This window comes from Streptomyces sp. SAI-170 (genome assembly GCF_049739565.1).
Taxonomy (GTDB): Bacteria; Actinomycetota; Actinomycetes; order Streptomycetales; family Streptomycetaceae; genus Streptomyces.
Window position 1 is genome coordinate 2,495,281 of sequence record NZ_JBMGQD010000001.1, and the last position, 26,409, is coordinate 2,521,689.

The following is a 26,409-nucleotide window of genomic DNA, read 5'->3' on the forward strand; positions in this document are numbered from 1 at the left end:
CCCCCGCTGTCCACGGGGGCGGGTGGCGTAGCTCCAGCTCGATTTGAGTGCCGATCCTGACAGAGCACTGGCACTCCAACAAGGGATTCCGTTGTTGCCTTTTGGTTACGCGACGGAATCTGTCGACCAGGTGTCGAGTGGCCGACGAAAAGCGGGGACGGAGTGTCAGTGGTGCGTGCCAGACTCGCGTGCATGGAAAAGATCGATTCTCGGGATGCCCTGGTCAGGGAGGTCCGCGCGGGGGCGGGGGTCAAGTATCTGCACTTCTGGGGCCATCGTCCGCGACCCGACGGACGGGTCGGCGCGAGCTGTCTGAGCCAGTGGTGGCCGTCCCCGTTCACGGTGGACGGCACGCGGTACGCGACTGCCGAGCACTGGATGATGGCCGCCAAGGCGCGGCTGTTCGGCGACGCCGAGGCCGAGCGGCGGGCGCTGGCGGCGGAGCATCCCGCTCAGGCGAAGAAGGCCGGGCGGCTGGTGCGCGACTTCGACGAGGACGTCTGGGAGCGCGAGCGGTTCGGGATCGTCGTCGAGGGCAGCGTCCACAAGTTCGCCGCGCACGCCGATCTGCGGGAGTTCCTGCTGAACACGGGCGAGCGGGTGCTGGTGGAGGCGAGCCCGGTGGACCGCGTCTGGGGCATCGGCCTCGCGGCCGACGACGAGGCGGCCTTCGACCCGGAGCGCTGGCGGGGGCCGAATCTTCTGGGGTTCGCGCTGATGGAGGCCCGCGAGCGGCTGCGGAGCGGCTGAGCGGACGGCGACGGGGGCCGGTCGGTGACCGGCCCCCGTCGCTGTACCGCCGTCGGGTCAGGCCGCGCCGGCGGCACCCATCACGCTGGCGAACAGCAGGAAGCCGAGCAGCGGCAGCAGGACCGTGGCCACGATGCCGAGCACCAGACCGGCGGTCGCCGCACCCTTGTTGGTGGCCTCGCCGCGCTTGGCCTTGCCCCGGCCGACCGCGCCGAAGATGATCGCCAGGATGCCGAGGACGACGCCGAAGAACCACAGGAAGAACGTCAGGCTGCACACCACGCCGATGATGCCCAGCACGAGTCCGCTGGTGCCCATGCCGTTGCTCGGCTGCATCGGCATGACATAGCCGGGCGCCTGCACATAGGGCTGCGGCGCGGCCGGGTATCCCTGGCCGGGCTGCTGCGGATAGCCGTACCCCGGGCCGGACTGCTGCGGGTAGGCGTAGCCCCCGGCCGGCTGCTGCGGCGGCTGGTTGGGGGGCGGGCCGAACCCACCGGGTCCGGGCTGGCTGTTGGACATGTAAAGATCTCCCCTCGTCGTCAGTCAGGCATCGTAACGGCCCGCCTGCGACGGCATCAGATGTTCAGTGGGGCGGAGACCGACACGGAGCCGTGGGCACCGTACGAGTCGTCGTAGTCGGAGTCGTGGTCGTCGTCGTTGATGGCCGCCGTGATACCGACGATCATCAGCACGAGCACGGCGATGCCGAGGATCAGACCGATGATGCCGGTGATCAGACCGGCCTGCGCCTGACCGTGGTTGTTCGCCTCGCCGCGCTCCGCCTTGCGGCGGCCCTTGACGCCGAAGACGATCGCGAGGACACCGAGGACGATGGAGACCACGCCGTACAGGCAGAACAGACAGCAGGACAGGATGCCCAGCACCATCGCCGCGATTCCCATGCCGTTCTGCGGCGCGGGGGGCATGCCGGGCCAGCCGTAGCCCTGCGGGTAACCGGGGTATCCGTAGCCGCTGGTGGCCGGCCCCTGCGGGGCGAGGGGCGGCGGCGGGACCTGGCCGGTGTCAGCGACCGGCGGGGTGAAGCCCGCGGCGGGCATGGAGGTCACGGTGGCCTGGTCGTGCACGGAGGGCGGCCCGGCGTCGGCGGCCTTGCCGTCCGGGAACGTCCGATGCTCCGGCGGCGCCCAGGGGTCGTACCCCCCGTTCTCGCCGCCCGGCTGCGTCGCGTCCGTCATCTTCAAGCCCCCCGGGATCGATCGTCCGGGCCATGCTACGACCTCCCGGTGACACACCCCCCACCCGACCACCGTTGCCGCCCGCCGGCCGCTCCACGGCCCCTCCCGCCCCGGAGGCCGGCCCTCTGGGGGAGACCTCGGCGACCGCTTCCCGCCCCGCCTACGATGGCCCTATTCGATCAGCCGATCACCGCGCCGTACGGCCTTCGGGCCCGGCGCCCATCCCGGGAGGCCCCGTGACCGACCTGCACGCCTTCATCGCCGGACTGCCGAAGGCCGAACTCCATGTCCACCACGTCGGGTCCGCCTCCCCCCGGATCGTCGCGGAACTGGCCGCCCGCCACCCCGACTCGAAGGTGCCGACGGACCCCGAGGCCCTCGCGGACTACTTCACGTTCACGGACTTCGCGCACTTCGTGCAGGTGTACCTGTCCGTCGTGGACCTGATCCGCACCCCCGAGGACGTCCGCCTCCTCACCTTCGAGGTCGCCCGCGAACTGGCCCGCCAGCAGGTGCGCTACGCCGAGCTGACGATCACCCCGTACTCCTCCACGCGCCGCGGCATCGACGAGCGCGCGTTCATGGACGCCATCGAGGACGCCCGCAAGGCGGCGGAGGCCGAGTTCGGCACGGTGCTGCGCTGGTGCTTCGACATCCCCGGCGAGGCCGGCCTGGTCTCCGCCGAGGAGACCGTCCGCCTCGCCACCGACGACCGGCTGCGCCCGGAGGGCCTGGTCTCCTTCGGCCTCGGCGGCCCCGAGATCGGCGTACCGCGGCCGCAGTTCAAGCCGTACTTCGACCGGGCCCTCGCCGCCGGACTGCACTCCGTGCCGCACGCCGGCGAGACGACGGGGCCGGAGACGGTGTGGGACGCGCTGACCTACCTCGGCGCCGAACGGATCGGCCACGGCACCAGCTCCGCGCAGGACGAGAAGCTGCTGCGGCACCTCGCCGACCACCGCATCCCGCTGGAGGTGTGCCCGACCTCCAACATCGCCACGCGCGCTGTGGCCACCCTCGACGAGCACCCGATCAAGGAGTTCGTGCAGGCCGGTGTGCTGGTGACGATCAACTCCGACGACCCGCCGATGTTCGGCACCGACCTCAACAGCGAGTACGCGGTCGCCGCCCGCCTCCTCGGCCTCGACGAGGGCGGCGTGGCCGAGCTCGCGAAGAACGCCGTCGAGGCGTCCTTCCTGGACCCGGCCGGCAAGGCCCGGATCGCGGCCGAGATCGACACGTACACCTCCACGTGGCTGGCCTCCTGACGTCCCCTCACAATGGGCTCATGCAGAACGTGACCGCCGTGGCCCACCGCGGCGACCCCTACCGCTTCCGTGAGAACACCCTCGACTCCGTCCGCGCCGGGCTCGCGCTGGGCGCGGACGCGGTCGAGATCGACGTACGGCTCACCCGGGACGGCGTCCCGGTGCTGCTGCACGACGACACGCTCAAGCGGCTGTGGGAGCTGGACCGGCCGGTGCTCGCGCTGTCGGCGGAGGAGGTACGGGGGCTCACCGACGGCGCGGTGCCGACGCTGGCGGAGGCGCTCGCGGCGACGGACGGACACCGGGTGATGCTCGACCTGCCGGGCTCCCCCGACGTCCGGGCCGCGCTCAAGGTCGTGGACGTGGTGCGCGCGTGCGGCGCACAGGACCGCGTGTACTACTGCGCGGGCGCCCCCGCGATGCTCGCCGTGCGCGCGGCCGACAGCGCGGCCGAGATCGCGCTGACCTGGACGACGCTGGCGCCGCCGCGGGCCGCGCTGCTGGAGGCGGTGCGGCCGCGGTGGCTCAACTACCGCTTCTCGCTGGTCGACCGGGAGCTGGCCGCGCGCGTGCACCGCGACGGCTATCTGCTGTCGGTGTGGACACCGGACACCCGCCGCAGCATGCGCCGCCTCATCGACGCGGGCGTGGACTCGATCACCACGAACCGCGTCGACGTCCTGGCCCGCCTGAAGTCCGCCCCCGCACAGGCGGTCTAGCCCGCCGCGTACGCCAGCGGCGGTGCGATCGCCTGCGCGTCCGCCCCCTCCCCCACCCACAGCCGGATCAGCAGCGCGGCCGTCGCCTCCACCAGACCCGCCCGGTCCAGCCCGCCGGCGTGCACCGGCTCGCAGCCGATGTCCCGCACGAGCTGCCGTACGACGTCCAGGGCGGGCTCGTCGTCCCCGGCGAGCGGCACCGCGAGGGGGCGGCCGTCGAAGACGGGCGGCGTGCGGCGCCAGACGTCGACGTGGCAGAGGTTGAAGGCCTTGACCACGCGAACTCCGGGGGCCGCGGCGGCGATACGTTCCGCTGCCGAGGGCCCGCCCGAGGTCAGCAGGGCGAACCCGGCGCCGACGGGGTTGGTGCAGTCGATCAGCGTCCGCCCGCGCAGTGGCTCCGCGAGCCCGGCGACGAGCTGGGCCGCGGCCTCGTGGGGGACGGCCAGCAGCACCGCGTCCGTGCCGAACTCCGCGGCCTCCCGCAGCCCCGTCGGCCCGGAGCGGCCGCCGGCGAGGACCTGGTGCCCGGCACGCGCCCACTGGGTGCCGAGCGCGTCCGCCATGCCGCCGGTGCCGAGGATTCCTATGCGCATGCGCGCGTCTCCCTTGCTCGAGTCCGTTTTCCCCGACCGTAGAAGGGAGTTCAGGCACCATTCGGTACGTGACCAGCGACTCGACCTTCCTCGCCGACTGCCGTGCGCGGCTGGCCTTCGACCTGCTCGCCAACACCTGGAACTCGGTGGTGCTGTGGGCCCTGAGGGACGGCCCCCGCCGCCCCGGCGACCTGCGCGCGCGGATCGGCGGGATCAGCCAGAAGGTACTGACCGAGACTCTGCGCCGACTGGAGTTCAACGGGCTCGTGTCCCGGCGCGCGTACGGCGGCTCACCGCCGCGCGTGGAGTACGAACTGACCGGCCTGGGCCGGACCTTGCTGGCGCCGATCGACGCCTTCGGCGCCTGGGCGTTCGAGCACGGCGACGAGGTGATGGCGGCCCAGGAACGCTGGACCGAGGGGCACCCCTAGGGGGCCGCCCCGGGCGATCCCCTTGCGGGGCGGGCGAGTTGCTCGGGGTTTTCCGAGGGGCCGGTGCCCTCCTCGGTGATGATCCGCTCGGCGACGCTCTGCCGCAGGCTGATCACACAACGTCCGCACCGATCTTCCTCGGAGCCCGCCCATGCCTCTGCACCGCCGTACGACCGTCGTCGCCGCCTCTCTCGCCCTGGCCCTGGCGGCCGGCCCGCTGGCCGCCCCCGTGTTCGCCGCGTCGGACGGCCGGACACCGGCGGCCACCTGCTCGTGGACGACGGGGCCGGACACGGAGGCCCTCGCCGCCGCGCTCGCGGGGATACCGGACGACATGGTGACGGCCGCCCAGATCCGCGTGGGCGGCAAGGGGAGCTGGCACGGCGCGGCCGGGGTGCGCGATGTGCGGACCGGGGCGCCGGTGCTGGAGCACGGCCGGTTCCGGGCCGGCTCGACGACCAAGGTGGTGACCGCGTCGATCGTGCTGCAACTGGTCGCCGAGGGGCGCGTCGACCTCGACGGCACCGTGCAGGAGTATCTGCCCGGCCTGCTCACCGACGCCTTCGAGCCGATCACCGTACGGCAGTTGCTGACGTACACCAGCGGCCTCCAGCCGGGGGCGGGCTTCGGCGACACGACCGAGGAGATGTTCCCGCACCGCTTCGAGACGCTGACACCGCGGGAGGTGGTGGCGGCCGCGGTCGCCAAGGGCCCGGCGTACACGCCCGGTTCGCGGCAGACGTACGGCAACATCCACTACACCGTGCTCGGCATGCTGATCGAGAAGGTCACTGGCGACTCGTACGCCCATCAGGCGCAGGTGCGGGTCTTCCGTCCGCTGGGCATGCACGCCTCCTCCTTCCCCGCGGGCCCCGACCCGCGGGTGCACGGCCCGCACAACCGCGGCTACGAGTGGATCGACGGCGAACTGGTCGACGTCACGGAGTGGAACATGTCGGACCGCTGGGCGGCCGGCGACCTGATCTCGACGACCGCCGACCTGGAGCGGCTGCTGAAGGGCGTGTTCGGCGGCCGGGTCGTGCCGCCGGCGCTGCTGAAGGAGATGCTCACGCTCCCGGCGGTCGACGGGGCGCGGTACGGCATGGCGCTGGAGACCTTCGTGCTGGGCGGCCATCAGGTGTGGGGCAAGTCCGGCTCCCGCCCCGGCTACGCCACGGGCATCGCCGCCACGCCCGACCTGTGCCGGACGGTCGTCTTCTCCGTCAACTCCACGGAAGCACGCTCCGACGGCCTGGCCATAGCCCAGCGCTTCGCCTTCCCGGCGTTCAACCGCTGACAGGGGCGGCCGAGGGCGCGGGCGGTGCTTCCGTCAGCGCCTCCAGCCGCTTGATCCTCCGGCGTACGGCATACAGCGGGATCACTCCGAAGACGCCGAAGGACATGTCGACGACGCTCCACCAGAAGGGGATGCCGCGGATCGGTCCGCAGATCAGGGCGAGCGGGACGATGCCGGCGCAGGCGATCATCCCGGCCTCCACGACCCAGATGTTGCGGACCGGGTCGCGCAGGACGCCGTAGAAGAAGACGGCGATGACGAGGTGGGCGAAGGCGAGCCAGTCCGTGCCGTAGAGGAGGAACGGATAGTCGGCGTCGGCCCGGTCGAGACCCCGCCGCACGCGCTCGATCCACTCCGTCAGGCCCGGCAGGTGGTCCTGGACGGAGAGGGTGTGCAACAGGTCCTCGGTCCAGCGCAGTTCGTGGACCAGAGGGAACGCGGTGGCTCCGCTGAGCACCAGACAGACGACGAAGAGGGTCAGCCAGACACGGATGCCCTTCACCAGGGCGGCTCTGTCGTTCATGGGCACAGCGTAGCCCCGCTTTTGAACACGTTCAAAAGCGGGGCTGCCGTGCCGGGTCAGGCGGCCTTGAAGCGGCGCAGCCGCAGGGAGTTGCCGACCACGAAGACCGAGGAGAAGGCCATGGCCGCTCCGGCGATCATCGGGTTGAGCAGACCGGCCGCGGCGAGCGGGAGGGCGGCGACGTTGTAGGCGAAGGCCCAGAACAGGTTGGAGCGGATGGTGCCCAGGGTCTTGCGGGCGAGCCGGATGGCGTCGGCCGCGACCCGCAGGTCACCGCGGACCAGGGTCAGGTCGCCCGCCTCGATGGCGGCGTCGGTGCCGGTGCCCATGGCCAGGCCCAGGTCGGCCTGGGCGAGCGCGGCCGCGTCGTTGACGCCGTCGCCGACCATGGCGACCGAGCGGCCCTCGTCCTGCAGCCGCTTGACGACGGCGACCTTGTCCTCGGGCAGCACCTCGGCGATGACCTCGTCGATACCGACCTCGGCGGCGACCGCCTCGGCGACGGCCCGGTTGTCCCCGGTGAGCAGGATCGGGGTGAGCCCGAGGGCGCGCAGCCGCCGGACGGCCTCGGCGCTGGTGTCCTTCACCGCGTCGGCCACCTCCAGCACCGCGCGGGCCTCCCCGTCCCAGGCCACGGCGATGGCGGTCCGGCCCGCCGCCTCGGCCTCGTGCTTGGCACGCTGGAGCTCGGCGGGCAGTTCGATCGCCCACTCGGCCAGCAACCGCTCCCGGCCGACGAGGACGGCGTGGCCGTCGACGACGCCCTGGACGCCGAGTCCGGCGATGTTCGCGAAGTCCTCCGGGGCGGGCAGCGCGCCCAGCTTCTCCAGCGCTCCGGCGGCGACGGCCTGGGCGATGGGGTGCTCCGAGGCGTGTTCCAGGGCGCCGGCGAGCCGCAGCACTTCGGCCTCGTCCTCGTGGGTGTGGACGGCGAGCAGGGTCATCCTGCCGGTGGTGACGGTGCCGGTCTTGTCCAGCACGATCGTGTCGACCTTGCGGGTGCTCTCCAGCACCTCGGGGCCCTTGATCAGGATGCCGAGCTGGGCGCCGCGCCCGGTGCCCACCATGAGCGCGGTCGGCGTGGCGAGCCCGAGGGCGCAGGGGCAGGCGATGATCAGTACGGCGACCGCGGCGGTGAAGGCGGCGGTCAGTCCCTCGCCCGAGCCGAGCCAGAAGCCGAGCGTGCCGAGCGCGAGCGCGATGACGACCGGCACGAACACCCCGGAGATCCGGTCGGCCAGCCGCTGTGCGGCCGCCTTGCCGTTCTGCGCGTCCTCGACCATCTTCGCCATCCGCGCCAGCTGCGTGTCCGCCCCCACCCGGGTGGCCTCGACGACCAGCCGGCCACCGGCGTTGAGGGTGGCACCGGTGACGGGGTCCCCGACGCCGACCTCGACCGGCACGGACTCGCCGGTCAGCATCGAGGCGTCCACGGCCGAGGTGCCCTCGACGACGACACCGTCGGTGGCGATCTTCTCGCCGGGCCGCACCAGGAACCGGTCACCGGCCTTCAGGTCGCCGACGGGGATCAGCTCCTCGCGGCCGCCGCGCAGGACGGTGACCTCCTTCGCGCCCAGCTCCAGCAGCGCCTTCAGCGCGGCCCCCGCCCGGCGCTTGGACCGCGCCTCGAAGTACCGCCCGGCCAGGATGAACGCCGTCACCCCGGCCGCCGCCTCCAGGTAGATGTTCCCGGCACCGTCGGAGCGGGCGATGGTCAGCTCGAAGGGGTGCGTCATCCCGGGTGTGCCGGCGGTGCCGAGGAACAGCGCCCACAGCGACCATGCGAACGCCGCGATCGTGCCCACCGAGATCAGCGTGTCCATCGTCGCCGCACCATGGCGGGCGTTCGTCCAGGCGGCCTTGTGGAAGGGCCAGGCTGCGTACGTCACCACCGGCGCCGCGAGCGTCAGCGAGAGCCACTGCCAGTACTCGAACTGCGCCGCCGGGACCATCGCCATCACGATCACCGGCACCGCCAGCACGACCGCCGTCACCAGCCGCTGCCGCAGCGGCAGCAATTCGTCCGGCTCCGACGGCCCCCCGGCGGCCCCGCTCCCGGTCACGGCCGGCTGCGGCTCCCGCGCGGTGTAGCCGGTGGCCTCGACCGTGGCGATCAGGTCGGGCACGGTCACCTCGCCCGTGTACGTCACCTGCGCCTTCTCGGTGGCGTAGTTGACCGTGGCGGTGACGCCGTCCATGCGGTTGAGCTTCTTCTCGATCCTCGCCGCACAGGAGGCGCAGGTCATGCCGCCGATGGCGAGCTCTACCCGGCCGGCTGCGGTGGCCTCGGGGGCCGTGGTGGTCATGAGGAGTCCCTCCCGGACCGCGTTCATACCCCTGGGGGGTATCTGACTCCCACAGGTATACCCCCGGCAGGTATTTCACGCAAGACCTTGCGATACCCCTGGGGGGTATGTATGAATGGAGCTGCCGCCCGGAGCGGCAGCAGCCTCCGCCCGTACTCAGGAGCCCGAGATGAAGCCCGTAGTGAAGATCGGCGCGTTCGCCGCCGCCCTGGCCGCCACGTTCGGCACCGCCTACGGAGTCGGGAACGCCGTCGGACCGGTCTCCCCCGACGACGACGGCGGCCACGGCGCCCACGGGGAGACGGCCGCACACGCCCAGCACACCCCTGGCGCGAAGAAGCGGACGGCGACGGACGAGACACCCGGCGGCCTGCAGATCTCCGAGGGCGGCTACACCCTCGACCTGGAGACCACCCGGGTCCCGGCAGGCGGGCGGACCACCCTGCGCTTCGCCGTGCGCGGCGAGGACGGCCGCCCGGTGACCGAGTACCGGCGCGAGCACGAGAAGGAGCTGCACCTGATCGTGGCCTCGCGGGACCTCACCACGTTCCGCCATCTGCACCCGGCCCGCGCGGCCGACGGCACCTGGAGCACCACCGCGGACCTGCCCGCCGCCGGCAGCTACCGGGTCTTCGCCGACTTCACCCCGGCCGCGGGCCGGGAGAACCTGACGCTCGGCGCCGACCTCGCGGTCACGGGACCGTACGCGCCCGAGGCGCTCCCCGGGACCGGCCCGACCGCCACGGTCGACGGCTACACCGTCCGGCTCACCGGCTGGCTCGCCCCCGGCGCGGACAGCGACCTCGCCTTCGAGGTCACCCGCGACGGCAGGCCCGCCCGTCTCCAGCCCTACCTCGGCGCCTACGGCCACCTCGTCGCCCTGCGCTCCGGCGACCTGGCCTATCTGCACGTCCACCCGCACGAGGAGGCGCACGGCAGCGCCGCCTCCGGCCCCGAGGTCGCCTTCACCGCGGCCGCGCCCAGCGCCGGCGACTACCGGCTGTTCCTGGACTTCAAGGTCGGCGGCGAGGTCCGTACGGCCGCCTTCACCGTGCACGCCGGGGGCGACACCGCCGTACCGGAGGAGGAGCACGGCGACTCCGGGCACAGTCACTGAAGACACGACAAGCGCGGCCCCGGACGGATCTTCCTCCGTCCGGGGCCGCGCTTCTGTTGCGTGCGGGCGCTTACGCGTCCAGCGACGTCATCACGTGCTTGATGCGGGTGTAGTCCTCGAAGCCGTAGCCCGACAGGTCCTTGCCGTAGCCGGACTTCTTGAAGCCGCCGTGCGGCATCTCGGCGACCAGCGGGATGTGGGTGTTGATCCACACACAGCCGAAGTCGAGCTTCTTGGACATGCGCATGGCACGGCCGTGGTCCTTGGTCCACACGGAGGAGGCGAGGGCGTACTCGACGCCGTTGGCCCACTCGACGGCCTGGTCCTCGTCGGTGAAGGACTGGACGGTGATGACCGGGCCGAAGACCTCGTTCTGGACGATCTCGTCGTCCTGCTTGAGGCCCGAGACGACGGTCGGGGCGTAGAAGTAGCCCTTGTCGCCGACCTGCTGGCCGCCCGCCTCGACCTTGGCGTGGGCGGGGAGGCGCTCGATGAAGCCCGCGACCTGCTTGAGCTGGTTGGGGTTGTTCAGCGGGCCGAAGAGCACGTCCTCGTCGTCCGGCTGGCCGGTCTTCGTCTCGGCGGCGGCCTTGGCGAGGGCGGCCACGAACTCGTCGTGGATCGACTCCTGGACCAGGACGCGGGTGGCGGCCGTACAGTCCTGGCCGGCGTTGAAGAAGCCCGCGACGGAGATGTCCTCGACGGCCTTGGCGATGTCGGTGTCCTCGAAGACCACGACCGGGGCCTTGCCGCCCAGCTCCAGGTGGACGCGCTTGAGGTCCTTCGACGCCGACTCGGCGACCGACATGCCGGCGCGCACGGAGCCGGTGATGGAGGCCATCGCCGGGGTGGCGTGCTCGACCATCATGCGGCCGGTGTCGCGGTCGCCGCAGATGACGTTGAAGACGCCCTTGGGCAGGATCGAGCCGATGATGTCGGCGATCAGCACGGTGGACGCCGGGGTGGTGTCCGACGGCTTCAGCACGACGGTGTTGCCCGCGGCGATGGCCGGGGCGAACTTCCACACGGCCATCATCATCGGGTAGTTCCACGGGGCGACCTGCGCGCAGACGCCGACCGGCTCACGGCGGATGATCGAGGTCATGCCGTCCATGTACTCGCCGGCCGAGCGGCCCTCGAGCATGCGGGCCGCGCCCGCGAAGAAGCGGATCTGGTCGACCATCGGAGGGATCTCCTCCGAACGGGTGAGACCGACCGGCTTGCCGGTGTTCTCGACCTCGGCCGCGATCAGGTCCTCGGCGCGCTCCTCGAACGCGTCCGCGATCTTCAGCAGGGCCTTCTGCCGCTCGGCGGGCGTGGTGTCGCGCCATGCCGGGAACGCGGCCGCCGCGGCCGCCATGGCGGCGTCGACGTCGGCCTGCCCGGACAGCGGCGCGGTCGCGTACGCCTCGCCCGTAGCGGGGTTGACCACGTCCGTGGTCCGTCCGTCGGCGGCGTCCCGGAACTCCCCGTCGATGTAGTTGCGCAGACGACGCAGCTCGGTGCTCACTGCCGGCCCTCCTGTCGGATGTCCATTCCTTGAGATGCCCACCCTAGTCGCTCGACCCACGGTTTCAACACCCCCCAGCGCCATCAATCTGCGAAATCCGCAAGCTTCAAACTCGTAAACAACGAATTTCATCGATCTGGCCTTGCAAAACTGTCGAGTCCTCGTGCACAGTGAGGTCGTGGCCAGTCGAAGCGCAGACCAGAAGGACTCACGCGAGTCCAGGAACGGCGGCAATCCCCAGCTGGATGCCGTCTCCCTCGCCATCATCGAGCAGCTCCAGGAGGACGGCCGCCGGCCGTACGCCGCGATCGGCAAGGCCGTCGGCCTCTCCGAGGCGGCCGTGCGCCAGCGCGTCCAGAAGCTGCTCGACCAGGGCGTCATGCAGATCGTCGCCGTCACGGACCCGCTCACCGTGGGCTTCCGGCGGCAGGCGATGGTCGGCATCAACGTCGAGGGCGATGTCGAGGCGATAGCGGACGCGCTGACGGCCATGTCGGAAGTCGAGTACGTGGTGATGACCGCGGGCTCGTTCGACATCCTCGCGGAGATCGTCTGCGAGGACGACGACCACCTGCTGGACGTCATCAACAAACGCATCCGGGCCCTGTCCGGAGTGCGCTCCACCGAGAGCTTCGTCTACCTGAAGCTCAAGAAGCAGACCTACATGTGGGGAACCCGATAACCGTGAGGACCCGATAACCGTGAGCACCAAGGACCTCAGCCGAACCGCGTACGACCACCTGTGGATGCACTTCACCCGCATGTCGTCGTACGAGAACTCCCCCGTCCCGACCATCGTCCGCGGTGAGGGCACCTACATCTACGACGACAAGGGCAAGCGCTACCTCGACGGTCTCGCCGGTCTCTTCGTCGTCCAGGCCGGCCACGGCCGCACCGAACTCGCCGAGACCGCCGCCAAGCAGGCCCAGGAGCTCGCCTTCTTCCCGGTGTGGTCCTACGCCCACCCCAAGGCCGTCGAGCTGGCCGAGCGTCTCGCGAACGAGGCCCCCGGCGACCTCAACAAGGTCTTCTTCACCACCGGTGGCGGCGAGGCCGTCGAGACCGCCTGGAAGCTCGCCAAGCAGTACTTCAAGCTGGTCGGCAAGCCCACCAAGTACAAGGTCATCTCCCGCGCGGTCGCCTACCACGGCACCCCGCAGGGCGCGCTGTCCATCACCGGCCTGCCGGGCCTGAAGGCCCCCTTCGAGCCGCTGGTGCCGGGCGCGCACAAGGTGCCCAACACCAACATCTACCGCGCCCCGCTCTTCGGCGACGACCCCGAGGCCTTCGGCCGCTGGGCCGCCGACCAGATCGAGCAGCAGATCCTCTTCGAGGGCCCCGACACCGTCGCCGCGGTCTTCCTGGAGCCGGTGCAGAACGCCGGTGGCTGCTTCCCGCCGCCGCCCGGCTACTTCCAGCGCGTGCGCGAGATCTGCGACCAGTACGACGTGCTGCTCGTCTCCGACGAGGTCATCTGCGCCTTCGGCCGCCTGGGCACCACCTTCGCGTGCGACAAGTTCGGCTACGTGCCGGACATGATCACCTGCGCCAAGGGCATGACCTCGGGCTACTCCCCGATCGGCGCGTGCATCATCTCCGACCGCCTCGCCGAGCCCTTCTACAAGGGTGACAACACCTTCCTGCACGGCTACACCTTCGGCGGCCACCCGGTCTCCGCCGCTGTCGGCCTCGCCAACCTCGACCTGTTCGAGAAGGAGAAGCTGAACCAGCACGTCCTCGACAACGAGGGCAACTTCCTCTCCACGCTGCAGAAGCTGCACGACCTGCCGATCGTCGGCGACGTCCGCGGCAACGGCTTCTTCTACGGCATCGAGCTGGTGAAGGACAAGAACACCAAGGAGTCCTTCAACGACGAGGAGACCGAGCGCGTTCTGTACGGCTTCCTGTCGAAGGCGCTCTTCGACAACGGCCTGTACTGCCGTGCCGACGACCGTGGCGACCCGGTCATCCAGCTCGCCCCGCCGCTGATCTCCAACCAGGAGACCTTCGACGAGATCGAGCAGATCCTGCGCGCGACCCTGACCGAGGCCTGGACGAAGCTCTAGGCCCCCGCGGTTAGACCGATTTCCGGCCCGGGGTGCACCCGTTCGAGTGAGAACGGTGCACCCCGGGCCGCGTGCTGTCCGGCGTTCCCGATCCCGGTCCCTAGCGTGCCTGGTAACCGATCGGCCCTGTCTTCGTTCCCCCGGACGGGGGACGAGGCACGGAACTACGGATCTGAACGAAGGTGTACGCCCATGGAGGCCCCGCCGGACAACGACGTGCTCTGGGCACGGTCCCTGCACTACCAGCACAGCGACGGCTCGCCCGCGCTCAACGGTGTCTCCCTCGGCGTGCGCGAGGGCGAGATCCTGGCCGTCGGCGGCCCGCGCGGCAGCGGCAAGACCGCCCTGCTGGCCTGTCTGTCCGGCCTGGTGCCCGCGCGCCGCGGCGAGGTCTGGTTCAACAGCGTCCCCGTCCACACCATGGGTGCCCTGGCCCGCGAGCGGCTGCGCCGCGACCGCTTCTGCTGGATCGACCCGGCGCCGGTGCTGGTGCCCGAGCTGACCGTGTGGGAGAACGCCGCCCTGCCGCTGATGCTGCGCGGCACGAGCCGGCGCCGCGCCAAGACCGCCGCGCTGGAGTGGCTGGAACGCCTGGACGTGGGCGAGCGGTCGAGGAAACGCCCGCACGAGCTGACCCACGCCGAACGCCAGCGCGTCTGCATCGCCCGCGCCCTGGCCCCGGCGCCCTCGGTGCTCTTCGCCGACGAGCCGACGGCCCCGCTGCACCGCGCCGACCGCGCGCATGTGCTGCGCACCCTGACGACGGCCGCACGTTCGCACGGCATCACGGTGGTGCTGGCCACGCACGACGCGGAGACCGCGGCCCTGGCCGACCGCACGGTGTCCCTGCTCGACGGCCGCCAGGTGAAGACCGTCCACCTGCCGCCCATGGCCGAGTCGGAAGGCCGGGCCGCGTGCTCGCTCTCCGTCTGACCCGCGGCGCCCGTCCGGCCGTCCAGCTGCGCCGCCTGCTGGTGGCCGCGGCCTCGGCGGGTACGGGCTTCCTGCTGCTGTGCGCCCTCGGTCACGCCCTGTCCCACCCCGACGCGACCGGGTCCTCCCTGCTGCGTCTCGCCTGGTGCATGGTGCCACTGGCCGCGACGGTCCACTTCGCGGTGGCGGTCGCCCGCACGGACCCCGGCACCAGGCCCCGCCAGGGCCTGTCCGCGATCGGCCTGGGCCCCGCCCGTCAGATGGCCGTCTCGGCGACGACGACGGCCCTGTCGACCCTGCTCGGCTCCATGCTGGCCCTGCTGTTCTTCCTCCACCTGCGCGGCGACCTCACCGGCCTCCCCTTCGACGGCGACGCCGCCGACACCCTGGCCGCGGACCTGCCCCTGCCGCTCCCGGCGGCCCTGACCCTGCTCTCGCTCGTCCCGGTGATCGCCTCGCTGTCGGTGGCGGTCACCCTGCGCCCCCGCGAGCCGCGCCGCCCGGACGCCCCCCGCTTCTTCGGGCGCTTCGGCGCCTACGGCAAGAGCGCCGCGACGAGGGAGACCTTCGGGGCGTACGGCCGCTTCGGCGCGAGGTCGCCCGGATCGAGGAGGCCCACTCGGCCGACGGAGGGCCGGGGCGGCGGGGCGGCTGCTGCCGCGCGGGACGGCGACACCTTGTCGGGGCGGGACGGCGACGCCCCGTCGGCGCGAGCCGGAGACACCCTGTCGGCGCAGGACGGCGGCACCTCCTCGGCGCGAGCCGGAGACACCCCGTCCGTGCGGGCCGGCGGCACCCACCCCGCCCCCACCCCCGCCCTCGGTACCGATCAAGCCGACCCGCCGCACTCCGACCTCGCCACCCCCGCCCCGGCGCACAGCCCCGCCGCAGCCCACCCCCAGGCACCCGGCTCCGCCCCCGCCGCTCTGCCCTGGGGTGTCGCCACCCTCGCGGCAGGCCTGGCCGTGGAGGCCTACGCGACCCGTGCCACGGCGAGCCCCGGCCTCGCCCTGCCCGGCGGCCTCGTCGGCAACTCCCTGGGCGTCCTGATCGGCTGGACCCTCACCGCCGTAGGACTCGCCCTGGCGGGCCCGGGCCTCACGTACCTGTGCGGCAGGCTGCTGCAGGCGGTCCGTCCCGGTGCGCTGCGTCTGCTGGCAGGCCGCATCCTCATGGAGGAAGCCGTCCGCATCGGCCGCCCCTTGGGCGTGGTCTGCGCGGTGACCTCCGCCGCGTACGCCATGGGCACGCTGTACGACCCGGACGGCGCCACCATCGGCCCGCTCACCACGCTCGGCTCGCTCCTCGTGGCCGGCTGCACGCTGGCGACCCTGCTCACCGCGGCGGTGGAGGCCAAGCACGCCCGCGCCGACACCACGGCCGCCCTGCTCCGCCTCGGCGCCCCGTCGACGACCCTGCGCGCGGCCGCGGCCCTGCGCGCGGGCGCCCTGCTGGCACTGTTCGGCCCGCTCACCCTGATCGTCGCGGAACTCGCGGCCCAGCCGCTGACGCGCTGAGCCCCGTAAGCAGAAGAACAAGACGGAAAGATCGGCGGGGAGCGATGAGTTCCCCGGCGCGTCCCGGTCTACCCCCACGAAACAGCGCGACACCGTCGCGGAAGCCCGATGGGAGAGACCCGCATGTACCAGCAGATGATCTTCGTGAACCTGCCCGTGAACGACCTGGACGCCGCCAAGGCGTTCTTCACCGGGCTCGGCTACACGATCAACCCCCAGTTCAGCGACGAGAACGCGGCCTCGGTCGTGATCAGCGACACCATCGTGGCGATGCTGCTCACCAAGCCGTTCTACGCGACCTTCACGGACAAGGAGATCTCGGACGCGACGAAGACCAGCGAGGTGCTGGTGTGTCTGAGCGCGGAGAGCCGCGAGAAGGTCGACGAGCTGGTCGACAAGGCGATCGCCCTCGGCGGTACCGCGACCGGCAAGACGCAGGACATGGGCTTCATGTACGGCCGCGCCTTCGACGACCTCGACGGTCACACCTGGGAGATCATGTGGATGGACCCGGCCGCGGTGCAGGGCGAGGCCTCCGCCGACGAGGGCTACGCCCAGGGCTGAGGCCCGCCATGTCGAACACGGTGCCTAGCATGGGCGCGTGCAGACGATGCCCGCCCATGCGGCCCACCACAACGACCGCGAGATCGAGACGCTCGAGGAGTTCGACGCGACCGTCGCCGCGCGCGGCACACTCGCCGGATTCCGTGTCCAGGCCGTCGACCTGACGGACCGCACCCGCGAGCTGCTCACCACCGACACCTCCGGCGCCGTCTTCCTCGGCTGCCCGATGCGCGAGGACGCGGCCACCAAGGTCCGCGCGGACGGCGCACTGGTCTTCCCGCCGGTCCCGGACCTGCCGTTCGACCCGTACCGCGGCCAGGTCTACTCGCCCGACGAGCTGTTCGCCTCGCTCGCCGACGGCGGCTACGAGGCCACGCCCGACGCCCGCGCCTACGCGTGGTTCCAGCGCACGAAGGCCGACGGCGACATCTTCGCGTCCATGCTGCGCGCCGTCCACGACGACTCCGTCTCGGACGCGCTCGACGAACTGCTGTCCGGCGACCGGGTAGTGGGCGTCATGGGCGGCCACGCGATGGGCCGCGGCACACAGCAGTACGCCGGTGCCGCGCGGCTCGGCCGCGAGCTGGCCCGCGCCGGTTTCACGGTCGCCACCGGCGGCGGCCCGGGCGCGATGGAGGCGGCGAACCTGGGCGCGTACGCCGCCCCGTACGACGACGCCATGCTGACCGAGTCCCTCGGCATCCTGGCCGGGGCGCCGAAGTTCACGCCCTCGGTCACCGCCTGGGCGGCGGCCGCCTTCGAGGTGCGCGCCCGCTGGCCCAAGGGCGGCGGCTCGGTCGGCATCCCCACCTGGTTCTACGGCCATGAGCCGCCGAACCCCTTCGCCGCGCACATCGCCAAGTACTTCGCCAACGCCACCCGCGAGGACGGCCTGCTGGCCCGCTCCAACGCGGGCGTGGTGTTCCTGCCCGGCGCCGCCGGCACCGTACAGGAGATCTTCGACAACGCGACCCCGAACTACTACGAGTCGCGCGGTGAGCCGACGCCCATGGTGCTGGTGGACCGGGCGCACTGGACGGAGAAGCTGCCGGCCTGGCCGCTGCTGCGGTCCCTGGCCCGTGAGCGGTCGATGGACGCGCGGATCGCGCTGGTCGACCGGATCGAGGAGGCGCCGGAGGCGTTGAAGCGGCTGGGTGGCTGAAATGTCCCGGCGTTGAAACCTGTCGGCGATTAATAAGCAGGTAAAGCCAAGTCCCCTTGGTACACAGGTGCATTGACACTTCTTATGGGCCGCTTATAAACCAGTGAGCCTCAACCCCCCTCAATTGCACCTCACTTAAGGACAAACGTGTCCATAACCCCCCGTAACGCACGCCGTTCCGTGCGTGCCCTCGGTGTCGCCGCCGCTTCCGCCGCACTCGCTCTCGGTGTCGCGGGCACCGCGCTGGCCTGCGACATCAGCGAATTCTCGGCTGCCGCGGCGTGCGACGGCAGCAAGGGCGTCATCACCGTGACCGACAAGGACCCGTCCGGCGTCCTCGCCACGGTCTCGGTCTACCTGGAGAACAAGGGAGCCGACGAACGCCTCGTCGGCACCCAGGAGGTGAAGGGCTCCCGCGAGGGCACCACGATCACCTTCGCCGAGGACTGGAAGCCGAACGCGGAGTACCGCATCCACGTCCTGGCGCCGGGCTATGTCGACGAGGACATCGAGCCGAACCTCGTGACGCCGTCCACCCCCTGCAAGAAGGACGACACGCCGAAGCCCACGCCGCCGACCCCGACGCCGTCGGACACCCCTTCGGAGAGCGCCCCGGCTCCCTCCGAGTCGGCCACGCCCACGCCGTCGGCGCCCGAGAGCGAGAGCGCTCCGCCCGCGGAGACCGCCCCGGGCAACGCCCCCTCGCCCGCGGCCGGTGACTCCAACCTCGCCGAGACCGGCGCGAACTCCAACACCGGTCTGATCGCCGGCGTCGCGGCCGCCCTGGTCGTGGTCGGCGGTGGCGCGGTCTTCTTCGGCCTGCGCCGACGCGGCTCGAACAGCAGCCGCTGACGTCTCGGAGCGGGTCGCTTTCGATCAGCAGCCGCTGACCTCACAGCCTGACTCTCGGAGCAGGTCGCCCTCGATCAGCCCTCGGCTCGGTCGAGGGCGGCCCGCTCCAGCACCACGACCTCCTCCGCCTCGAACGCCACCCCCACCGCGTCCCCGACCTCCGGCGCGTCCCGCAGTGCACAGACCGCCTCGAGGCGGGGCGCGTCCTCCGGCTGGAGGTGGACCGCGACATGGGTGCCCTTGAAGGTGCGGGCGGTCACCGTGCAGCGCAGCCCGTCCGCCACGGGCACCAGCCGCACCCCGGCGGGCCGTACGAGCACGGAACGCGCGCCCTGCGGGGAGCCCTCCGGTACCGGCAGCTTGCCCCAGGGCGTGTCCGCGGCCTCTCCGGTCACGGTCGCCGCGACCACGTTGTCGAAGCCGAGGAAGCGGGCGACGAACTCGTCGGCCGGCCGCTGCCACACCTCAAGTGGCGTACCGGACTGGGCGATACGCCCGTCCCGCATGACCACGACCCGGTCGGCCAGCGCGAAGGCCTCGCCCTGGTCGTGGGTGACGGCGAGCACGGTCGTGCCCAACCGGCGGAACAGTTCCCGCAGTTCGACCACGAGCCGCTCGCGCAGCGACCGGTCGAGCTGGCCGAGCGGCTCGTCCAGCATCAGCAGCCGCGGCCTGGGGGCGAGGGCCCGGGCGAGCGCCACCCGCTGCTGCTCGCCGCCGGACAGCGCGGCCACGGCCCGCCGCGCGGCACCCGGCAGACCGACGAGGTCGAGCAACTCACCGACGCGCTCCTGCTGTTGCCGCTTGGACGCGCCGTGCATGCGCAGCCCGAAGGCGACATTGCCGCCGACGTCCCGCTGCGGGAAGAGCTGGTGGTCCTGGAACATCAGGCCCACGCCGCGCCGGTGCGCGGGCACGCCCGCCTGGTCGCGTCCGTCGAGCAGCACCCGGCCGGCGTCCAGCGGCTGCAGGCCCGCCACGGCCCGCAGCAGGGTCGACTTGCCGCTGCCGCTCGGCCCGAGCACACACACGATCTCGTGCTCGGCGACACCGAGGTCGACGCCGTCGAGCACGGCCCGCCCGCCGAACCGTACGGTCGCGTCCTCCAGGCCCAGCAGCATCAGAACTCCCCCGTCCGGTCGGTCCGCAGCCGCTCCAGGATCAGCAGGGCCACCGCGCACACCAGCATCAGAATCGTCGACAGGGCCATCGCCTGCCCATAGTTGAGGTCGCCGGGCCGGCCCAGCAGCTTGGCCACCGCGACCGGCAGGGTCGGGTTGTCCGCCCGCGCGATGAACACGGTCGCCCCGAACTCGCCCAGCGACACGGCGAAGGCGAACCCGGCGGCGACCAGCAGCGCCCGCCGCACCATCGGCAGGTCCACCTCACGCCACACCCGCCAGGGCGACGCCCCGAGCACGGCCGCGGCCTCCCGCAGCCGCGCGTCCACCGCCCGCAGCACCGGCAGCATCGTCCGTACCACGAAGGGCACGCCGACCAGCGCCTGCGCGAGCGGCACCAGCAGCCAGGAGGCCCGCAGATCCAGCGGCGGCTCGTCGAGCGCGATCAGGAAGCCGAAGCCGACGGTCACCGCGGACACCCCGAGCGGCAGCATCAGCAGCGCGTCGAACCCGCGTACGAGCCGCCCGGCGTCCCGGCGGGTCAGGGCGGCGGCGGCCAGTCCGCCGATCAGGACGGCGAAGGCGGTGGCCGCGGCCGCGTACTCCAGCGAGTTCCCGATCGCCTCGATCGGCGGGACGAGGAAGGCGCCCCCGTCCTCACGGGTCAGCGCCTTGAAGTAGCCGAAGTCCGGCGCGTCCAGCGACCGCTGCACCAGCACGGCCAGCGGCAGCACCAGCAGGACCGCGACCGTGACCAGCACCCCGGCGAGCAGTGCCCACTGCCCCGCCCCGCGCGGCCGGGCCGCGGTCACCGACGCGTCCACCAGCTTCAGAGCCGTCTCCCGCCTCCGTACGGTCCACGCGTGCACGGCGAGGATCGCGCCCACCGCGGCGAACTGGACCAGCGTGAGCACGGCGGCCGTGGTCAGGTCGAAGATCTCGGTGGTCTGCCGGTAGATCTCGACCTCCAGCGTCGAGAAGGTCGGCCCGCCGAGGATCTGGACCACGCCGAAGGACGTGAAGGTGAACAGGAACACCATCAGGGCCGCGGCCGCGACGGCCGGCCCCAGCGCGGGCAGCGTGACCGTGCGCCACGCGGCGAGACGGGACGCGCCGAGCATCCGCGCGGCCTCCTCCTGCCGCGGGTCGAGCTGGCCCCACAGCCCGCCGACGGTCCGTACGACGACCGCGTAGTTGAAGAAGACGTGCGCGAGCAGGATCGCCCACACGGTGGTGTCCAGCCGTACGCCCCACAGCTCGTCCAGCAGCCCGCCACGGCCTACGACGGCCAGGAACGCGGTGCCGACCACCACGGTCGGCAGCACGAACGGCACGGTGACCACCGCGCGCAGCACCTGCTTGCCGGGGAAGTCGAAGCGCGCGAAGACGTAGGCGCCGGGCAGCGCGATCGCCAGGGTGAGCGCGGTCGAGGCGAGCGCCTGCCAGGTGGTGAACCACAACACGTGCCGGATGCCGGGGTCGGCGAGCACCTCGCCGAGCCGCCCCAGCTGCCAGACCCCGTCGGCGTGCAGACCGCGCTCGACGATCGCGGCGACGGGGTAGGCGAAGAACAGCCCGAAGAACGCGACGGGCAGGGCCATCAGCCCGAGCCGCGCCGCGCTCCCGGTACGCCGCTTGCGGGCGGTTACTTCAGTACGAGCGAGGTCCACGACGTGACCCACTCATCCCGGTGCTCGGCGATCTTCGCCGGGTCCATGGTCTCGGGCGCCTTCGCGGCGGGTCCGTACTGGGTGAACTCGGCGGGCACCTTCGCGCTCTTGGTCACGGGGTAGACGAACATGTTCAGCGGCATGTCCTCCTGGAAGCGCTGCGAGACGAGGAAGTCGATCAGCGCCTTGCCGCCCTCGGAGTTCTTCGCGTTGGCGAGCAGGCCCGCGAACTCGATCTGCCGGAAGCAGGTGCCCTCCGCGACACCGGTGGGCGCGGTCTTCGGCCTCGGGTCGGCGAAGATCACCTCGGCGGGCGGGGAGGAGGCGTACGACACCACCAGCGGCCGGTCGGCCTTGGCCTTCTTGCCGCCGGCCGAGCCGGAGAACTCCTCGTTGTAGGCCTGCTCCCAGCCGTCGACCACCTTCACGCCGTTGGCCTTGAGCTTCTTCCAGTAGTCCGGCCAGCCGTCGTCGCCGTACTTCGCGGCCGTACCGAGCAGGAAGCCGAGGCCGGGCGAGGAGGTGGAGGCGTTCTCGGTGACGAGGAGGTTCTTGTACGCGGGCTCGACCAGGTCGTCCAGAGACGCCGGCGGGGTCAGCTTGTGGTCCGCGAAGTACTGCTTGTCGTAGTTGACGCAGATGTCGCCGAAGTCGACGGGCGTGACCCGGTGCTCGTCCTTGTCGAGCTGGTACTCGGCGCCGACCTGGTCGAGCCCCTTGGCCTCGTACGGCTGGAACAGTCCGTTGTCGAGGGCCCGGGACAGCAGGGTGTTGTCGACGCCGAAGAAGACGTCGCCCTGCGGGTTGTCCTTGGTGAGGATGGCCTTGTTGACGGCCTGGCCGGCGTCGCCGTCCTCCAGGACCTTGACCTTGTAGCCGGACTGCTTCTCGAAGGCGGCGAGGACGTCCTCGGACACCGCCCACGAGCTGTGGCTGACGAGGGTGACGGTCTTGGACCCGGATCCTTCGCTCTTGGTGTCGGAGTCGGACGATCCGCACGCGGACAGCGTGATCAGGCCGAGGCCGACGGCCGCGGCGACGAACGTCTTGGTGTGCACTGGTTTTCCTCCTGGGGCGGTCCAGGAAGAGACGCGGCCCTGCCCGGGACACCTGGGGTGCCCCGAGCAGGGCGCAACAGCTCGAGTGATGACCGAACTTCCTACCCAGAATGACCTGGGCGAGGTTCAGAGGGTCTGCGGCCCGATTGCCGCACTCTCAGCGCTGTGGCGCTCCCCTGTCGGAATATGAAGATGTTCGGGATATGAACTTGTACGGGATATGAAGTTGTACTGACGGGGTCAGACTACCGCTCGGTCGCCGCGAGCTGACCACAGGCTCCGTCGATCTCCTGACCTCGGGTGTCCCGGATGGTCACGGCCACACCATGGGCGGCGATGGCCTCGACGAACGCCTTCTCGTCCTCGGGCCGCGAGGCGGTCCACTTCGAGCCGGGCGTCGGGTTCAGCGGGATCAGGTTCACATGGACCGGCTTGCCCTTGAGCAGCCGCCCGAGGCGGTCGCCACGCCACGCCTGGTCGTTGATGTCGCGGATCAGCGCGTACTCGATGGACAGCCGGCGCCCGGACTTCTCGGTGTACTCGAACCCGGCGTCCAGGACCTCGCGCACCTTCCACCGCGTGTTCACGGGGACGAGCGTGTCGCGCAGCTCGTCGTCCGGGGCGTGCAGGGAGATCGCCAGCCGGCACTTGAAGCCCTCGTCGGCGAACCGGTGGATGGCGGGCACCAGGCCGACGGTCGACACGGTGATGCCGCGCTGCGACAGCCCGAGCCCGTCCGGCGCCGGGTCGGTGAGCGCGCGGATGGCGCCGACGACCCGCTTGTAGTTGGCGAGGGGCTCACCCATGCCCATGAAGACGATGTTGGACAGCCGGGCGGGCCCACCGGGCACCTCGCCGTCCCGCAGCGCCCGCATGCCGTCGACGATCTGGTGCACGATCTCGGCCGTCGACAGATTGCGGTCCAGCCCCGCCTGCCCGGTCGCGCAGAACGGGCAGTTCATCCCGCATCCGGCCTGCGAGCTGATGCACATGGTCACCCGGTCCGGGTAGCGCATCAGGACCGACTCGACGAGCGTCCCGTCGAACAGCCGCCACAACGTCTTGCGCGTGGTCCCCTCGTCCGTCGACAGATGCCGTACGACGGTCATCAGCTCCGGGAACAACGCCTCCCGCAGCTTCTCGCGCGACCCGGCCGGAATGTCGGTCCACTCCTGCGGGTCGTGCGCGTACCGCGCGAAGTAGTGCTGCGACAGCTGCTTGGCGCGAAACGGCTTCTCGCCGGCCTCGGCCACCGCCTCCTTGCGCTCGGCGGGCGAGAGATCGGCGAGATGCCGCGGCGGCAGCTTGGCTCCGCGCGGCGCGACAAAGGTGAGTTCTCCGGGCTTGGGCATGGTCCTACCAGTGTCGCAGATCGTTATGAGTGACCCACGACCCTGCGGTTCAGGCGCCGGTCTGCTCCAGCCGCTGCTTCAGCAGTGCCTCGTCGCGCGGCAGCTCCTTGCGGATCTGGGGGCGGACGACGAGGGGGACCAGGGCCTTGCCGAGGCCGTGGCCCTCGAAGTCGATCTCGATGGTCACGCGGGAGCGGCGTCCGTCGTCGAGCGGCTCGATCCGGCCGTGGGTGCGAGGACGTACGGGCCCTTCGATGCCGTGCAGATCCCAGCTGTACGGCGGGTCGAGCGCGTCGAACTCCACGGTCATCGGAATCTCGCGGGTGCCGATACGGCGGGTGACCCGGACCTGGGAGCCGGGGTGGAGCGGACCCGCTTCGAGCGGCTCCGCCGAGACCGCGCTCAGCTGCCATTCCGGCAGGTGGGAGGGGTCGGTGAGATAGGCGTAGGCGTCTTCGGGCGTGCAGTCGATGTCGATGGATTCGCGGATGGCGGACATGGGTGGACCCCCTTCGCGGGCGTACACCGAAATCGTCCCACCGGGTGCGGCCCGCGGCCACCGCCGGACAAGCACCGAGCCCCCGCCCGGCAACGGGCAGGGGCTCGACGACACGGACAACCGGTTCAGCCGGAGCCGACGAACAGCACCATCAGCAGCCACACCACCGGAGCGGTCGGCAGCAGCGAGTCCAGCCGGTCCATGATGCCGCCGTGCCCCGGCAGCAAGGTGCCCATGTCCTTGATGCCCAGGTCCCGCTTGATCATGGACTCGCCGAGGTCGCCCAGCGTGGCGCTGGCCGCGACCGCGAGGCCCAGCAGCAGGCCCTGCCACCAGCGGCCGTCGTCCACCAGGAAGTGCATGCACAGCGCACCGGCGACCATGGCGAAGCTCACCGCGCCGAACAGTCCCTCACGGGTCTTGCCGGGGCTGATCCGCGGAGCGAGCTTGTGCTTGCCGAAGCGCCAGCCGACCGCGTACGCCCCGGTGTCGCTGACCACCGTCAGCAGGAGGAACGTCAGCACCCGCCAGGGACCGTCGTCGGCGGCGAGCATCAACGCGACGAACGTGGCCAGGAACGGCACGTAGAACGCCGCGAAGACGCCGGCGGTGACGTCCTTGAGGTAGCCCTCGGGCGGCTCGGTCATCCGCCAGACGAGGACGGCAAGGGCGGTGAGGGCCATCGCCACCCACGCGCCCTCGGCGCCGCGGACGTACCCGGCGACGACCATCGCCGCGCCGCCCAGCGCCAGCGGCACGAGCGGCGCCTTGATCTGCTTGCGCTCCTGGAGCCGGCTGGTCAGTTCCCACAGACCGACGACCACGGCCACCGCGATCACACCGACGAACACGGCCTTGACGACGAACAGCGACGCGACGATCACCGCACCGAGCCCGACCCCGACGCCTATGGCCGCGCCCAGGTCTCGGCCCGCACTCTTCTTCTGCGGCGCGGGGGCCGGCTGCGGGGCGTCGTGCATGGGCTCCGGATTCTGCGGCACCGCCCCATAGGGCTGCGCCCGCGGCATGTCGTACGGCTGTGCCGGCGACGCGTCGTCGCGGAACAAGGGGCCGCTCAGCCGAGCGGCCCCCCGGTCGTCATCCTGGTCGCCGCCGTACGGGGGTACGGCGGATCCGTCGGGCACGATGGGCATGGGGCGAGTCTGCTGCGCCTCAGGCGCATCGTACGCGGGACCCGCCGGGGCAGCCCCATGGACATACCCCTGGCCAGGCCCCTGGCCGGACGGCTCCCAGTAGCCGGCTTGTCCGGCCCCGGGCGGCGCCCCCCAGGAAGAGTCGTTCATCAGACTTCGAGCAGCTCCGATTCCTTGTGCTTCAGGAGCTCGTCCACCTGGGCGACGTACTTCGCGGTGGTGTCGTCGAGCTCCTTCTCCGCACGACGGCCCTCGTCCTCGCCGACCTCGCCGTCCTTGATCAGCTTGTCGATGGCGTCCTTGGCCTTGCGGCGCACGGAGCGGATGGACACCTTGGCGTCCTCGCCCTTGCCCTTGGCGACCTTGATGTAGTCGCGGCGGCGCTCCTCGGTGAGCTCGGGGAACACCACACGGATGATGTTGCCGTCGTTGCTCGGGTTGACGCCCAGGTCGGAGTCACGGATGGCCTGCTCGATGTTGCGCAGCGCGCTCTTGTCGAACGGGGTGACGACGGCCATGCGCGGCTCCGGCACGGAGAACGAGGCCAGCTGGTTGATCGGCGTCGGCGCACCGTAGTAGTCGGCCACGATCTTGTTGAACATCGCCGGGTGCGCACGGCCGGTGCGGATCGCGGCGAAGTCCTCCTTGGCGACCACGACGGCCTTCTCCATCTTCTCCTCGGCCTCGAGGAGGGTCTCTTCGATCACCACTTGCTCCTGCGTGTCTTGAGTAAGGCCCGGCTGCG

At 71.5% G+C, this 26,409-nt stretch carries 26 protein-coding genes; 13 read left to right on the plus strand and 13 right to left on the minus strand.

Translation table 11 applies throughout. The features are described from left to right. Nucleotides 1-192: 192 nt before the first annotated feature. The gene (locus RKD23_RS10890) at nt 193-750 is read left to right on the plus strand and encodes an NADAR family protein (protein WP_424853509.1); all 558 of its coding nucleotides are present in this window, start codon (nt 193-195) and stop codon (nt 748-750) included. Nucleotides 751-807: 57 nt separating this feature from the next. Here the strand turns inward: RKD23_RS10890 and RKD23_RS10895 are convergent, their stop codons facing one another. Next, nucleotides 808-1,272: a DUF4190 domain-containing protein gene (locus tag RKD23_RS10895; RefSeq protein WP_424853510.1), complete on the minus strand. Its 465-nt coding sequence runs from the start codon at nt 1,270-1,272 to the stop codon at nt 808-810. Nucleotides 1,273-1,328: 56 nt separating this feature from the next. Further along, nucleotides 1,329-1,949 carry a DUF4190 domain-containing protein gene (locus RKD23_RS10900; RefSeq protein ID WP_424853511.1) on the minus strand — a complete coding sequence of 207 codons (621 nt, stop codon included), beginning with the start codon at nt 1,947-1,949 and terminating at the stop codon, nt 1,329-1,331. A 236-nt stretch (nt 1,950-2,185) separates the two neighbouring features. On the opposite strand from RKD23_RS10900, the gene RKD23_RS10905 reads away from it, so the two are divergent. Then, nucleotides 2,186-3,217, plus strand: a complete 1,032-nt coding sequence (locus RKD23_RS10905) for an adenosine deaminase (protein WP_424853512.1) — start codon at nt 2,186-2,188, stop codon at nt 3,215-3,217. 20 nt (nt 3,218-3,237) lie between these two features. Continuing rightward, entirely contained in the window at nt 3,238-3,936 is a 699-nt protein-coding gene (locus tag RKD23_RS10910) for a glycerophosphodiester phosphodiesterase (protein ID WP_424853513.1), read from the plus strand. Here the strand turns inward: RKD23_RS10910 and RKD23_RS10915 are convergent. After that, the gene (locus RKD23_RS10915) at nt 3,933-4,532 is read right to left on the minus strand and encodes an NADPH-dependent F420 reductase (protein ID WP_424853514.1); all 600 of its coding nucleotides are present in this window, start codon (nt 4,530-4,532) and stop codon (nt 3,933-3,935) included. The genes RKD23_RS10910 and RKD23_RS10915 overlap by 4 nt on opposite strands. Nucleotides 4,533-4,600: 68 nt before the next feature. Between RKD23_RS10915 and RKD23_RS10920 the strand changes: the two genes are divergently transcribed. After that, entirely contained in the window at nt 4,601-4,963 is a 363-nt protein-coding gene (locus tag RKD23_RS10920) for a winged helix-turn-helix transcriptional regulator (protein ID WP_424853515.1), read from the plus strand. A 151-nt stretch (nt 4,964-5,114) separates the two neighbouring features. Continuing rightward, on the plus strand, nt 5,115-6,260 hold the full coding sequence (locus RKD23_RS10925) for a serine hydrolase domain-containing protein (RefSeq protein WP_424853516.1): 1,146 nt from the start codon (nt 5,115-5,117) through the stop codon (nt 6,258-6,260). Here RKD23_RS10925 and RKD23_RS10930 read toward each other — a convergent pair. Both RKD23_RS10930 and RKD23_RS10935 read right to left on the minus strand, forming a co-directional pair. Further along, nucleotides 6,250-6,783, minus strand: a complete 534-nt coding sequence (locus RKD23_RS10930; protein ID WP_424853517.1) for a hypothetical protein — start codon at nt 6,781-6,783, stop codon at nt 6,250-6,252. The genes RKD23_RS10925 and RKD23_RS10930 overlap by 11 nt on opposite strands. A 56-nt stretch (nt 6,784-6,839) precedes the next feature. After that, nucleotides 6,840-9,089, minus strand: coding sequence for a heavy metal translocating P-type ATPase (locus RKD23_RS10935; protein ID WP_424853518.1), 2,250 nt, complete (start codon nt 9,087-9,089; stop codon nt 6,840-6,842). A 169-nt stretch (nt 9,090-9,258) separates the two neighbouring features. Between RKD23_RS10935 and RKD23_RS10940 the strand changes: the two genes are divergently transcribed. Then, nucleotides 9,259-10,206 carry a hypothetical protein gene (locus RKD23_RS10940; RefSeq protein ID WP_424853519.1) on the plus strand — a complete coding sequence of 316 codons (948 nt, stop codon included), beginning with the start codon at nt 9,259-9,261 and terminating at the stop codon, nt 10,204-10,206. 70 nt (nt 10,207-10,276) lie between these two features. On the opposite strand, the gene RKD23_RS10945 is transcribed toward RKD23_RS10940, so the two are convergent. Then, nucleotides 10,277-11,716, minus strand: coding sequence for a gamma-aminobutyraldehyde dehydrogenase (locus RKD23_RS10945; protein ID WP_424853520.1), 1,440 nt, complete (start codon nt 11,714-11,716; stop codon nt 10,277-10,279). Nucleotides 11,717-11,879: 163 nt separating this feature from the next. Here RKD23_RS10945 and RKD23_RS10950 point away from each other — a divergent pair, with 163 nt between their 5' ends. From RKD23_RS10950 to RKD23_RS10980, 7 genes are all read left to right on the plus strand, one after another. Continuing rightward, nucleotides 11,880-12,398, plus strand: coding sequence for an Lrp/AsnC family transcriptional regulator (locus RKD23_RS10950; protein ID WP_404046464.1), 519 nt, complete (start codon nt 11,880-11,882; stop codon nt 12,396-12,398). A 19-nt stretch (nt 12,399-12,417) separates the two neighbouring features. Then, nucleotides 12,418-13,782 (plus strand): aspartate aminotransferase family protein, encoded by a 1,365-nt coding sequence (locus tag RKD23_RS10955; RefSeq protein WP_424853521.1) that lies wholly within the window; start codon nt 12,418-12,420, stop codon nt 13,780-13,782. A 192-nt stretch (nt 13,783-13,974) separates the two neighbouring features. Beyond that, nucleotides 13,975-14,715: an ABC transporter ATP-binding protein gene (locus RKD23_RS10960; protein ID WP_404046459.1), complete on the plus strand. Its 741-nt coding sequence runs from the start codon at nt 13,975-13,977 to the stop codon at nt 14,713-14,715. Next, a complete protein-coding gene (locus RKD23_RS10965) occupies nt 14,697-16,232 on the plus strand; it encodes a hypothetical protein (protein ID WP_424853522.1) in 1,536 nt (511 codons plus the stop codon). Before RKD23_RS10960 ends, RKD23_RS10965 begins: the two co-directional genes overlap by 19 nt. Before the next feature lie 123 nt (nt 16,233-16,355). Next, complete coding sequence (locus RKD23_RS10970; RefSeq protein ID WP_424858214.1) at nt 16,356-16,796, plus strand: VOC family protein; 441 nt, start codon at nt 16,356-16,358, stop codon at nt 16,794-16,796. 37 nt (nt 16,797-16,833) lie between these two features. Further along, complete coding sequence (locus RKD23_RS10975; RefSeq protein WP_424853523.1) at nt 16,834-17,958, plus strand: LOG family protein; 1,125 nt, start codon at nt 16,834-16,836, stop codon at nt 17,956-17,958. 147 nt (nt 17,959-18,105) lie between these two features. Next, complete coding sequence (locus RKD23_RS10980) at nt 18,106-18,810, plus strand: LAETG motif-containing sortase-dependent surface protein (RefSeq protein ID WP_424853524.1); 705 nt, start codon at nt 18,106-18,108, stop codon at nt 18,808-18,810. Nucleotides 18,811-18,884: 74 nt separating this feature from the next. Here the strand turns inward: RKD23_RS10980 and RKD23_RS10985 are convergent, their stop codons facing one another. The 7 genes from RKD23_RS10985 to frr form a co-directional block, all read right to left on the minus strand. Further along, complete coding sequence (locus RKD23_RS10985) at nt 18,885-19,931, minus strand: ABC transporter ATP-binding protein (RefSeq protein WP_424853525.1); 1,047 nt, start codon at nt 19,929-19,931, stop codon at nt 18,885-18,887. Beyond that, nucleotides 19,931-21,601 (minus strand): ABC transporter permease, encoded by a 1,671-nt coding sequence (locus RKD23_RS10990; RefSeq protein WP_424853526.1) that lies wholly within the window; start codon nt 21,599-21,601, stop codon nt 19,931-19,933. The genes RKD23_RS10985 and RKD23_RS10990 overlap by 1 nt, the downstream gene beginning before the upstream one ends. Continuing rightward, nucleotides 21,577-22,659 (minus strand): thiamine ABC transporter substrate-binding protein, encoded by a 1,083-nt coding sequence (locus RKD23_RS10995; RefSeq protein ID WP_424853527.1) that lies wholly within the window; start codon nt 22,657-22,659, stop codon nt 21,577-21,579. Before RKD23_RS10995 ends, RKD23_RS10990 begins: the two co-directional genes overlap by 25 nt. 245 nt (nt 22,660-22,904) lie before the next feature. Beyond that, complete coding sequence (rlmN, locus tag RKD23_RS11000; protein ID WP_404046436.1) at nt 22,905-24,011, minus strand: 23S rRNA (adenine(2503)-C(2))-methyltransferase RlmN; 1,107 nt, start codon at nt 24,009-24,011, stop codon at nt 22,905-22,907. A gap of 49 nt (nt 24,012-24,060) precedes the next feature. Continuing rightward, complete coding sequence (locus RKD23_RS11005) at nt 24,061-24,510, minus strand: SRPBCC family protein (RefSeq protein WP_424853528.1); 450 nt, start codon at nt 24,508-24,510, stop codon at nt 24,061-24,063. A 125-nt stretch (nt 24,511-24,635) separates the two neighbouring features. Then, nucleotides 24,636-25,814 (minus strand): phosphatidate cytidylyltransferase, encoded by a 1,179-nt coding sequence (locus tag RKD23_RS11010; protein WP_424853529.1) that lies wholly within the window; start codon nt 25,812-25,814, stop codon nt 24,636-24,638. Next, nucleotides 25,814-26,371 (minus strand): ribosome recycling factor, encoded by a 558-nt coding sequence (gene frr, locus RKD23_RS11015; protein WP_404046430.1) that lies wholly within the window; start codon nt 26,369-26,371, stop codon nt 25,814-25,816. The genes RKD23_RS11010 and frr overlap by 1 nt, the downstream gene beginning before the upstream one ends. Nucleotides 26,372-26,409 lie beyond the last annotated feature (38 nt).

Excerpts from the sequence above, each read along its gene's own strand:
- RKD23_RS10900 (WP_424853511.1), bottom strand. The coding sequence starts at position 1,949 with ATGACGGACGCGACGCAGCCGGGCGGCGAGAACGGGGGGTACGACCCC.
- RKD23_RS10890 (WP_424853509.1), top strand. The coding sequence starts at position 193 with ATGGAAAAGATCGATTCTCGGGATGCCCTGGTCAGGGAGGTCCGCGCG.
- RKD23_RS10940 (WP_424853519.1), top strand. The coding sequence starts at position 9,259 with ATGAAGCCCGTAGTGAAGATCGGCGCGTTCGCCGCCGCCCTGGCCGCC.
- RKD23_RS11005 (WP_424853528.1), bottom strand. The coding sequence starts at position 24,510 with ATGTCCGCCATCCGCGAATCCATCGACATCGACTGCACGCCCGAAGAC.
- rlmN (WP_404046436.1), bottom strand. The coding sequence starts at position 24,011 with ATGCCCAAGCCCGGAGAACTCACCTTTGTCGCGCCGCGCGGAGCCAAG.
- RKD23_RS10960 (WP_404046459.1), top strand. The coding sequence starts at position 13,975 with ATGGAGGCCCCGCCGGACAACGACGTGCTCTGGGCACGGTCCCTGCAC.
- RKD23_RS10930 (WP_424853517.1), bottom strand. The coding sequence starts at position 6,783 with ATGAACGACAGAGCCGCCCTGGTGAAGGGCATCCGTGTCTGGCTGACC.
- RKD23_RS10895 (WP_424853510.1), bottom strand. The coding sequence starts at position 1,272 with ATGTCCAACAGCCAGCCCGGACCCGGTGGGTTCGGCCCGCCCCCCAAC.
- RKD23_RS10970 (WP_424858214.1), top strand. The coding sequence starts at position 16,356 with ATGTACCAGCAGATGATCTTCGTGAACCTGCCCGTGAACGACCTGGAC.
- RKD23_RS10925 (WP_424853516.1), top strand. The coding sequence starts at position 5,115 with ATGCCTCTGCACCGCCGTACGACCGTCGTCGCCGCCTCTCTCGCCCTG.
- RKD23_RS11010 (WP_424853529.1), bottom strand. The coding sequence starts at position 25,814 with ATGAACGACTCTTCCTGGGGGGCGCCGCCCGGGGCCGGACAAGCCGGC.
- RKD23_RS10915 (WP_424853514.1), bottom strand. The coding sequence starts at position 4,532 with ATGCGCATAGGAATCCTCGGCACCGGCGGCATGGCGGACGCGCTCGGC.
- RKD23_RS10935 (WP_424853518.1), bottom strand. The coding sequence starts at position 9,089 with ATGACCACCACGGCCCCCGAGGCCACCGCAGCCGGCCGGGTAGAGCTC.
- RKD23_RS10910 (WP_424853513.1), top strand. The coding sequence starts at position 3,238 with ATGCAGAACGTGACCGCCGTGGCCCACCGCGGCGACCCCTACCGCTTC.
- RKD23_RS10985 (WP_424853525.1), bottom strand. The coding sequence starts at position 19,931 with ATGCTGCTGGGCCTGGAGGACGCGACCGTACGGTTCGGCGGGCGGGCC.